6 protein-coding genes are annotated in these 10,759 nt (G+C 38.2%); 4 read left to right on the top strand and 2 right to left on the bottom strand.

From position 1 onward, the window contains the following. Positions 1 to 365 precede the first annotated feature (365 nt). Entirely contained in the window at positions 366 to 1,124 is a 759-nt protein-coding gene (locus tag F6K06_RS22035) for a DUF561 domain-containing protein (RefSeq protein WP_124142956.1), read from the bottom strand. Between the two features lie 474 nt (positions 1,125 to 1,598). Here F6K06_RS22035 and F6K06_RS22030 point away from each other — a divergent pair, with 474 nt between their 5' ends. From F6K06_RS22030 to F6K06_RS22020, 3 genes are all read left to right on the top strand, one after another. Continuing rightward, positions 1,599 to 2,933, top strand: a complete 1,335-nt coding sequence (locus F6K06_RS22030) for a cytosine deaminase (protein ID WP_124142957.1) — start codon at positions 1,599 to 1,601, stop codon at positions 2,931 to 2,933. Between the two features lie 1,346 nt (positions 2,934 to 4,279). Continuing rightward, positions 4,280 to 5,476, top strand: coding sequence for a phosphotransferase family protein (locus tag F6K06_RS22025; RefSeq protein WP_287243783.1), 1,197 nt, complete (start codon positions 4,280 to 4,282; stop codon positions 5,474 to 5,476). Positions 5,477 to 5,746: 270 nt separating this feature from the next. Beyond that, positions 5,747 to 6,856 (top strand): T3SS effector HopA1 family protein, encoded by a 1,110-nt coding sequence (locus F6K06_RS22020; RefSeq protein WP_287243784.1) that lies wholly within the window; start codon positions 5,747 to 5,749, stop codon positions 6,854 to 6,856. A 387-nt stretch (positions 6,857 to 7,243) separates the two neighbouring features. Here F6K06_RS22020 and F6K06_RS22015 read toward each other — a convergent pair whose 3' ends face one another. After that, entirely contained in the window at positions 7,244 to 8,623 is a 1,380-nt protein-coding gene (locus tag F6K06_RS22015) for a transposase (protein WP_287243785.1), read from the bottom strand. A 1,685-nt stretch (positions 8,624 to 10,308) separates the two neighbouring features. On the opposite strand from F6K06_RS22015, the gene F6K06_RS22010 reads away from it, so the two are divergent. Further along, on the top strand, positions 10,309 to 10,488 hold the full coding sequence (locus F6K06_RS22010; RefSeq protein WP_287243787.1) for a hypothetical protein: 180 nt from the start codon (positions 10,309 to 10,311) through the stop codon (positions 10,486 to 10,488). The last annotated feature ends 271 nt before the right edge of the window (positions 10,489 to 10,759 follow it).

The raw sequence follows: 10,759 nt of genomic DNA, 5'->3' as shown, positions 1-10,759 counted from the left end.
CACCCCAGAAATGCTGAAGCAGGGATTAGTGCAGAAGATACAAAGCGTCACCCTCGTTACTACTTGCCTGTGAGAACTATCGTATTATGTCGATAAATTGCGCAAATTGTTAACTAAGTCGAAACTCTACAGACATATAGCGCTTTCATTTGAGTAGGGACGTTGCATGCAACATCCCTACAGGGTTATCATTTTTTAATGTGGTTCATTGACCTGAAAACTCTCTAGTAGCTCGTCTAAACTAAAATTGTGAGTAAAACCCAACGCTACGATCCCCCCAACCCCTCTTGGAAAGGGGGGAGAGGTCTATATTTTCTAAAATTTACCCACATTTTCAAGCTAGACAAGCTACTAGGTAAAACTAATTAAACAGACATTGCATCTACTTTGACATAACGAACACTTGCCAAAGCTTCCACCAAACTACGAACCGCAGCTATCATCGCCACTTCATCATTGAGGCGGTTAATAGCAGAACCCACACCAACTCCTGCCGCACCTGCAGCAACAGCTAGTGGAGCAGTTACATTAGAAATACCGGAAGCACACAATACAGGTACAGATACAGCACGAGAAATTTCATAAGCTGCTGCTAGAGTAGGAGCCGCTTTTTCAATTAACCCTAATGTTCCAGGATGAACAGGTTTAGCACTGGTACCACCCTCAGTTTGAATAATATCAGCACCAGCTTTTACTAACTCAGTAGCTAGTTGTACTTGTCGGTCTAGTTCTAAAGTATGGGGAACAGTTACAGAAAGAGTAATATTAGGTAACAGGTCGCGAGTTTGTTGAGTTAACTGCAATACTTCCTCCGCTTCAAAGCGTATACCTTTGGCGTAGAAAGGATCGTAGTTACCAATTTCAATCAAATTAGCTCCTGCTTCTACTGCTGGTAAAAATCTAGTGGGTTCGATGGCAGAAACACAGATGGGCAAGTTAGTTAAACTGCGCGCCATTCTCACTAAATTAGGATCGGCAGCAATATCAACGTAGGTTGCACCACCGAGGGTGGCAGCTTTGACAGTTGCTGCTACTCTGTTTGTATCAAAATTAGTCAAACCACTAATAATTTTTAGAGCTTGGCCATTTTCTAATGCAGTTTGTAATCTAGATTCACTCATCATTGTAGATTAATCCTTTTGCTGATCTTGTTCTCAACATTAATTTTGCCATGGAGACAGCAGTTATCGCTCAAGTTAAAAGTCAAAAGTTTTCAAAAGTCAAAAGTCAAAAGTCAAAAGTCAAAAGTTTTAAGTACAGGACTTACGCAAATTGACTTTTAAACCATCATCTGTAGGGGCGAATGGTATTTGCCCTCGCTATATAGCAATGAGTGCTCATATTTACAACTTCCAGCTCAAAGTGCAGTATTAACAGGACTTACGCATAACCACCTCTCTTGGTAGGGGTTAACAGCCGTTAACCCCTACAAATGGTGTATAATTACCTATTTTGCGTAAGTCCTGATTAAATTAATTTGGCACAAATCAAATATAGCACTACAAGAATTGGGCGCGGACATTTTTCAATCCTAAAACCCTTTTACAGTTTGCTATTCCCTGTTCCCTATATCCCTAGCGCTATATTATTTAGATATTATGAATAATCAACAATTTTCTGTAATTTATGATATTTCTCACTATTGGCTAAAAAATGCTCACATACCTGTATGTCTTCTAGAAACTGATTTTGACATACCTAGTCAAACTAGGGAGGGTTTATCACTGGTGGATATCGAAATTAATGAAGGAGTTATTATACAAGTCGTCTACTCCTTAACACATTTGCCCTCTCCGGAAACTGAGAATATTCCTACTATAGACCTCAAAGGTGGCCAGGTTTGGCCGTGTTTTGTGGATATGCACACCCATCTAGATAAAGGTCATATCTGGATGCGATCGCCTAACTCAGATGGTAGTTTTAATGGTGCTTTGGATGCGGGTGCTAGGGATGCGGAAAAATATTGGAATGCTGAAGATATTTATCGTCGGATGGAATTTGGTTTGAAATGCAGTTATGCTCATGGTACAAAAGCTATTCGGACTCATCTTGTCTGTTTTGGTGAACAGGTAAATATTGGTTTGGAGGTATTTCAAACATTACAAAAAGAGTGGGAAGGTAGATTAATATTACAACCTGTTTCTTTGGTTAGTGGGGATTATTATCTTATTGAAGCTGGAGAAAAATTAGCTGATAAAACTCTTGATATTGGTGGAATATTAGGAGCAGTTTTATACATGAATTCAGACTTGGATAATCAATTGGAGAGGTTATTTAGTCTGGCGAAAGAACGTCAATTAGATTTAGACTTACATACGGATGAAAATGGAGACCCTAATTCTAGAGTTTTATACAAAGTTGCTGAGAAGGCAATTAGTCATCAATTTTCTGGCAAAATTATTTGCGGACATTGTTGTAGTTTGGCGGTACAAACTCTGGAACAAGTAACAGCAACTCTCAAGTTAGTTAAGGAAGCTGGTATTAGTATTGTTAGTCTGCCAATGTGTAATCTTTATCTCCAGAATAGGCAAAATAATCATACTCCGAGATGGCGGGGAGTTACTTTATTACATGAGTTGAAAAAAGAGGGAATTTCTGTTGCTGTGGCGAGTGATAATTGTCGCGACCCTTTTTTTGGATTTGGCGACCATGATGTTTTGGAAGTGTTTAATATGTCAGTGAGAATTGCTCATTTAGATATGCCTTATGGGGATTGGCCTTGTGCTGTTACTAAGACTCCTGCGGATTTAATTGGTTTACCTAATATTGGCAGAATTGGAATTGGATTACCTGCGGATTTAATTCTGTTTAAAGGTAGGAATTTTAGCGAACTTTTATCACGACCTCAACATGACAGAGTTGTTTTGAGAAATGGTCAAATTATTGATACAACTTTACCCGATTATTGTGAATTAGATAGTTTATTTGAATAGGAGGAAAATTTACGGGAGTAATAGGAGGAAAATTTACGGGAGCAAGATGCTCCCACTGCTAAACAATTGAATTTTGACAGATGTAGGTTGGGTTGACGTAGGAAACCCAACACAAATAGTCCTAGTAGTAGACGCTCCACAGCTAAAACTGTGCATTAGCTTTTAACTTGAAATTCTTACTTTTGAATGCATGACTTTTGACTTTTGAATTGAATCTAATGCACCATTGAATAAGTCTCAGTCTACTACTGGACTGACACAGCTAAAATGGTGCAATAAGTGTAGGTTGGGTTGAGGGACGTTAGCGGAGCTTATCCGTTAGGATAAACCCAACATTAGTAAGGTTTTGTTGGGTTTCACTGCCGTTCAACCCAACCTACATTTTTAGGCGTGTCAGTCTACTACAAACTTGAGACAGATACCTATCTTTGTTGGGTTTCCTTTGCTCCGCAACGCTTACGCGAACGTCAACCCAACCTACTGGACTGTTTCATCTTAAATGTTGCAATAGGAAATTTTTAAGAGATAACTTCCTCTATAGGACTTACGCAGATACGCTATATATAGTACTCATAACTATTGTCCAATAGTTACTGGACTCTATACACAGTGTCTTTGCGTAAGTCCTGCTCTAGCTACAATGGCAAATCTAATGCACTATTTTAGGTGAAACAGTCCACTACAGTATTATAATTAGGTAGATATTAGTATTTTAATTCTCTTTAAAGGTAGAAATTTTAGCGAACTTTTATCACGGTCTCAACATGATAGAGTGGTATTAATAAATGGTGGAGTTATTAATACAAATTAACCTGATTATTGTGAATTAGATAGTTTGTTTTCTGGATAGTAACTTGTCAATTATTTTCAACATCAGCAATAGCTAAAAAAAAGACATAATTGTAGAAGTTATGTCAGAATATGGCCGATCGCTCAAAAAGACATAATTTTAGCAGTTATGTCTTTTTTTTATCTCAAAATACTAGCGATTTTATAAAAAATAGGAGGGTGAATCTCATATTTGCAAAAATACTTTTTTTACTATATATATATTCCCTGTTCCCTGTTCCCAGCTCCGGTGTTCCCTAAAAGCGATAATTTTTTGGCTTTATTCACGCATTGAGATGCACCCAAATAGGAATATAGTCAGGACTGACGAAATTAACCTTTAAAACGCCATATTTAGGGGAGAATGCCATTTGCCCTCACTCGAAGTTAAAGACATAATTGTGTTAGTTATATCTGTTTTATTTGAGTAAAATTCTTGTCAGTTTACTCAAATTTTGACAGTATTAAGTAGTTAGATACTGACTGATAATTTATAACTTAATGAGAGGTTAGTTTAAATGAAATTTGTTTTAAACTCTCAAAATGTCTATGACTATTTAGTAGAAAATGGTTTATGCGATTCGCTACAGGAAGCGGAGCAATATCCCTCGCAGACATCTCAGAGTAATATTGAGCGAATTACTGCTAAAAATTTTAATTTATTAGTGACTTTGCCAGATGGTCGAAAACTACTTGTTAAACAAGAACAATATAATTCTCAAGGAGAAACTGCAGGTGAATTGTTTGGGGAATGGCGAATCCAAAAATTTTTACGGACATTTCCCGAACTTGACCATTGGCGTCTCTTTCTACCAGAGTTGTTACATTACGACGCCGAGAAATCTATTATGGTCTCTACTTACCTGGATAGTTATCGGGATTTAAGTGATTTCTATTCCAAGGAAAACAACTTCCCTACAAAAGTTGCTGCTGAAATCGGTAGTTATTTGGCGACGGTTCACCGCGATACTTGGAATCAGAAAAATTATCGGGAGTTCTTTGCTAGTGAAGTTGTTCGTGCTAAACCTGAAGTATCACCACTTTTGGTGCAGAGTCTTGAAAGGATAGGGCCAGAAATTTTTGGTATCGCTCCTGTAGATGGGTTGAGATTTTTTACCCTTTATCAACGATATGACAGTTTAGGGCAAGCGATCGCTCAACTTCGCGAGACTTTATCTCCCACTTGTCTGACTCACAATGACCTGAAACTAAATAATATTCTCGTTGCTCAAGAGTGGGAAAATTCTAGTGGGAATATTGTGCGGTTGATTGATTGGGAGAGGTCTAGTTGGGGAGACCCTGCTTTTGATTTGGGAACAGCGATCGGCAGCTATCTGCAAATGTGGTTGGGTAGTTTGGTTATTAGTAATTCTCTCTCCATTGAAGAATCTCTCAAACTTGCCACTACACCTCTAGAATTACTTCAACCTTCTATTGCTGCTTTAGCTCTAGCTTATTTTGACACTTTCCCAGAAATTGTGGAATATCGTCCAGATTTTTTGAGGCGAGTAGTACAGTTTGCGGGTTGGGGTTTGATGACAGGAATTTTGTCAATGGTTCAATATCAAAAGACTTTTAATAATACCGGTATTGCTATGCTTCAGGTTGCCAAAGCATTATTATGTCGCCCAGACTCATCAATGTCTACAATTTTTGGTGTTGCTATTGAAGAAGTATTCAGGAGTCATAATTCAGAATTCAGTACGCTCAGTTAGACTGCTTAAACTCAGAGTATGAAAAGGATTCAGCAATACGTCGTAACGCACCATTGCATAAGTATCAGAGTCAGTAGAGTGTGTGATACAGCTTAAATTTAGAGTATGAAAAGGATTCAGCAATCCGTCGTAACGCACCATTGCATAAGTATCAATCCACTACAATCATACTTCTTCCTTCCTTCCTTCCTTCCTTCCTTCCTTCCTTCCTTCTTTCCTTCTTCCTTCTTCCTTCTTCCTTCTTCCTTAAAAAAACGAGGTTTAAAAATTATGCAATTACTTGAGTTTCCATCCCATCACTTCCCTACTGGAGTAACTGGACGATTAACAGAAGTTTTATCAGACATTGTTGAGAGGGTAGAAATTTCCTCTGATTTTTGTATTCGTCATCCTGAGTACAAACCTTTAGATTTGCCTGCTGAGGTAGTTGCTCGTTTTCAAGCTTTACCAACACAAATGCGGGATAAATATCTGAGTCTACAATTGCGTAGTTTTCTCTATGGTATCTATTACAATGGTTCGATGCAAACTTCCCTAGCATTGGATAGTGAGGAAAATAGTCGCCCATTAGATTTGGAGAATAATACTTTTCTTGGGGTAGAAATGGAATTTTATCTTCAGTTAGATGAAAGTAATAGGGGGGAGGGGTATTTTGATTCTGGTTGGTCGGTTTTGAGAGAGGAAACCGATGGTACTTTAGCTGTTACTAAGAATGGTTTGCGACTGCACATTGAACGAGAAAAGCATCTTCAAGAATCTCACAAAGCTGCTGTTGTGGGGGATTCGGTAGCGATTCTGATGCCTAAGAATTTGGTGCAAAATGGTTTCTATATGGCGGTTGGCAATTTGGGTACTCAGAGTAAGCTAGAGTCAGAAAGTCAATCTGGAACAGTGCGAGTTTATTTTAATGTTACTCCTGAAGGTGCAGTAGCAGTTATGGGTAGTTTGACAGAGAAATTAAATCAGATTGCTGTTCCTTTCAGTTTTAAAGTCTTGTATAATCCTGCTGATTACGATCGCTACGATTCTGGGGTGCTTTATTTTGATAAGGGTGATTATGATTTAGTGAGGCAAGTTTTGTCGGATGTTTATGGAGAGAATAAATCCTATTTTCAATCAGAAATACCTTTATTTACAATGGAGTTGGCACCGGGTTTGGGATTAGCTGAAGAACCAGACAAGAAATTTGCTACTCAGGAAAGTTTTGGTATGAATAGGTGTCAGATTATAGCAAATGGATTATTGACAGCTTGGCAACAGGGGGATAATTCGACCGAGGGAAAAATTAAGGCGATTTTGGAGCAATTTTCTTTATTAGGGATTGATTTACAGCGTCCTTATTTGAATGCTAATTCTCAAGATATTTATAGGAAATTATAGTCTCCGTAGGTTGGGTTAAGCGCGAGCGCAACCCAACAATAACGAAGTCAGAATTCAGAAGTTAACCCACCCCTAACCCAACCCACCCCCGCCCCTCCCAGGAGGGGAGCCAGGAGGGGAAGTAGGGGATTTAAGTAACTCTCCAAAAACATTTCGCCTTTTATTTAAGGCGGGGTTTTAGACCCATATTATTTTGATAACTCGTCAATATTAACCTTGTTGGTATTTGTAGTCGAAGGCGATCGCTCTTTTTTGACTGTCGAGTCCAATTCTTACTATTGTCCAATAGATAAATCCAACAATAGTTGGCAAAATCAGCGTTCGCTACTTGCTCAGAATTTATCGAAAATCTGAGAACTTAATGGTTGGAGTTTATTGGTATATGAACTACCCCGCCGTGTAGACGGACTGGGTTTCTAAGTCCCCGTCAACAAAGTCCGCACTTTGAGATTTTGATCGCTTCATTTGCCCCAGTTGCCTCATCGAGCCAGTATGCTTACGGGTCGAATCAGTAGAGCTAGAGCATCGACGATTAACGAGGCCAGTTCCTAACCCCGGTTGCCTATCTGCAGCAACATTCCACATCACCATGGCCGAGCCTTGGTCTCTTGGTATCTCAAAACCACAATCATCACAAACATGGTAACGATTACTCAATTGCACCCATTCCCTATGAACAGTTCCACAGCTAGGGCAACGTTGAGATGGTTTGACTTTTTTGGTATCTATGGTTATGTGCAAACCACCTTTAGCTAGGATTTTATATAGTGCCATTTGGTTTAACGCTCCGAAACCCACGTCTAATAAGGCACGGTTTAAACCTGCTTTCTGCTTTTTGCGTTTACCTTTTTTGGCCTTGCGAGTCATACCTCTAACATTTAATTTTTCGGTCACAACGATGTCATAACAACTAGCAATTTCTGTTGTGACTTTGTGCTGCCAATCTTGTCTTACGGCTGACTGTTTGGCCTTGAGTTTAGAGATTTTTCTCTTCGCTTTTTTCCATCTACTTGATGCTTTTTGCTTACCTTTAATTGGTCGCTGCTTTCTTTTGAGTTGACGTGAAGCTTGCTGAATTTTTGGAGCAAACTCCCTGTCAAATCTAGGATTACTGATTGAGTCGAACCCATACCCGTCATAGCAGGTCAATGCTGTTTCACATCCTAAATCAAAAGCCACCATTGATTCATAATCCAGTGGAGACTTACTACCAAATAATGGTTCAGGTTCCGAGGTCTTGATACTAAATGAAGCATACCACTCATCTTTATGAGGACGATAAACAATAGTACAAGTAGTAGGTTTTCCCCAATACTTAAACCTACCCCGCATCCTGAGTCTCATACCCAAGTCATTAAGTGTCACCCATCCACAGTTGACTGTATATTTTTGGCTACATTCAATCTGCACTTTAAAACCTTGCCGACCATCTGGGTAAGTCCAACCGGAGTAATTTCTAATTGACTTAAACTTTGGGCGTTTCCTAATTCCTTTGAAAAAAGCGTTATAAGCTAAGTCAACACGCTTGACTGTTGCCTGTAGCGCAGTCAGATTGAGTTGCTGATAATCTGGCCACTGCTGCCTAAAACCAGGCAGTGCGTTTTGTTGAGTAAAGTAATCTACACTTCTTTGCGTTTTTCTCCACTCAAAACGTCTATGAGCGACACAAGCGTTATACAAAAGTTGGTGTAGCTTTCTGGCTAAAAATAGTTTTTCTTTCTGTACTTTTGTCGGGTACAGTCGAAAAGTCAATCTTCTATTGGCCATAATGACTATCACCTCCTTTAATCTTTGAGTCGCTAAAATTATATTAATATATTAGAATGCGGAAAGTCAGCTCTTAAGTAGAAATTATGGAGAAACAATATCAACAAAGTTGATTTACTAATTTTACTTAAGGGTTAACTGAAAAATGGCTAACATAAAAATTCACGATTTGCATTCTCCCAGCTACCTAGATGACTTGAATATCAACGAACTCATGTTGATCTATGGAGGAACAAAAATTAAGCTAAAGGTAGACGTTGATGGTGATGGAAAATGGGATTACAAGTTTGTTATTAAATATTAGGAATTACTAGACCATATTCACTTACTTTTAATCTCATTTCAACCCGTTTCTTTTCATTAGTGAGATTTGAACTATATTAACATAAAAAGTGAAAGCGACTCAGCCCCATAATTTAATGGAGCTGTTTTTTTGTGACTTTTATTGCAGTTCGATACTAGAGGAAAATCAAAAAAGACATAATTGTGCGAGTTATTTCTTGAATAATTATCTGTTGAAATTGAATTAACTGGTTTTTAGTTAATTTTTACTGAATATAGATGATTATTTATCGAAAATTCGAGACATAATTGTGTTAGTTAGATGCAGTTTTAAGTTGTTCAAACCCTTGCAACATAAGAAAACTCAGGCAATAATATAAATGGAAAGAGACAAAAGCAAGTCTGATTCCAAATCAACAAAATTGATTTACTAATTTTACTTAAGGAGCAACTAAAAAATGGCTAACATTAATATCTCTGACTTACGTCCTGCTGGTGCTGACTTATTCTTAGATTCTGAAAGCTACCTCAATGATTTGACTGACGGAGAAATGATGAATACCTTAGGAGGCTTGTGCTCCGTGTTCTTGTGCTGCTCCGTGTTCTTTTGCAAATAAATCATTAGTGTCACAAAACTAAATCTTAGTTATCCCAGTCTTGATAACACAGGGCGGGATAGCGAATCAAGCAGGTATACATAGGCGAAAGCAAGCTACGCTGCCTACTTGAAGAAAAATTAAGCTCTACTGTGATTCTGGATATACGTCTCTAGTCTCTGTAGGTTGGGTTAAGCGGCACAGAAAAAAATATCATCTAGTCGAAAAGGTAATGCTCGACTGGGTGATATTTTGCAGTTGACCCCCCTTTGACTCAGGAGTTGGAAGTAGCGGTGTTGGGGAGAGGTAATATCGATCGCGATCGCCTCCCCCAACCCATTCAAGCTATGGGGAAATAGCTTGACTATTTGATTCTACATTATTATCTAACTCTGCTGGAATAACGTCCTCCACAAAAATTAAATTCACTCCCTTAGAAGTCATAATTCAAATAATAATTTTTCAGTTCGGCCTCATTAAATTATGTATGGGGCTGTTTTTTTGTGACTTTTATTCTGGTTCAATACCATCATCAAATCAAAAAAGACATAATTGTATTAGTTATTTCTTCAATAATTATCTGTTGAAATTGAATTAACTGGTTTTTAGTTAATTTTTACTGAATATAGATGATTATTTATCGAAAATTCGAGACATAATTGTGTTAGTTAGATGCAGTTTTAAGTTGTTCAAACCCTTGCAACATAAGAAAAGTCAGGCAATAATATAAATGGAAACAGACAAAAGCAAGTCTGATTCCAAATCAACAAAATTGATTTACTAATTTTATTAAGGAGTAACTGAAAAATGGCTAAGATTAACATCTCTGACTTAAATCCTGCTGGTGCTGACTTATTCTTAGATTCTGAAAGCTACCTCAATGATTTGACTGAGGGAGAAATGGCGAATACATTAGGTGGTGGTTCTTGTTGCTGGTACCCTGGCAAGATTTTAGGTCAAATCTTGGATTGTCTATGTCCTTGTTAAGCTTTTGCTTAATGGGTCATGTTGCATCTTTGCTTCTTTGACCTCAGGAATTGCACTCAGCCTAACCTACACTATAGAACCCCTGAAGGGGTTCTATTGAGAATATAGACGGAGAGGGTGGGAAGTGTGGGGAGAGGGGGGTATTTTTCTACTCTTTTTCCCCTATCTTATTTCTCAATCTCCTGAGGACTGAGGACTTGCCTAAAAACCCTCACCTTTGCAGAGATACGGTTCGAGCTTCTATAAAAAAATATCACCCAGTCACAAAATT

It is taken from the genome of Okeania sp. SIO1H4 (assembly GCF_010672695.1).
GTDB lineage: Bacteria > Cyanobacteriota > Cyanobacteriia > Cyanobacteriales > Microcoleaceae > Okeania > Okeania hirsuta.
Note: the sequence above shows the minus strand (reverse complement) of the source record. Positions and strands in the feature narration are given on the sequence as shown.

What these genes read in the sequence shown, in the direction of transcription:
- F6K06_RS22015 (WP_287243785.1), bottom strand. Translation starts at nt 8,623, where the DNA reads ATGGCCAATAGAAGATTGACTTTTCGACTGTACCCGACAAAAGTACAG.
- F6K06_RS22030 (WP_124142957.1), top strand. Translation starts at nt 1,599, where the DNA reads ATGAATAATCAACAATTTTCTGTAATTTATGATATTTCTCACTATTGG.
- F6K06_RS22025 (WP_287243783.1), top strand. Translation starts at nt 4,280, where the DNA reads ATGAAATTTGTTTTAAACTCTCAAAATGTCTATGACTATTTAGTAGAA.
- F6K06_RS22035 (WP_124142956.1), bottom strand. Translation starts at nt 1,124, where the DNA reads ATGATGAGTGAATCTAGATTACAAACTGCATTAGAAAATGGCCAAGCT.
- F6K06_RS22010 (WP_287243787.1), top strand. Translation starts at nt 10,309, where the DNA reads ATGGCTAAGATTAACATCTCTGACTTAAATCCTGCTGGTGCTGACTTA.
- F6K06_RS22020 (WP_287243784.1), top strand. Translation starts at nt 5,747, where the DNA reads ATGCAATTACTTGAGTTTCCATCCCATCACTTCCCTACTGGAGTAACT.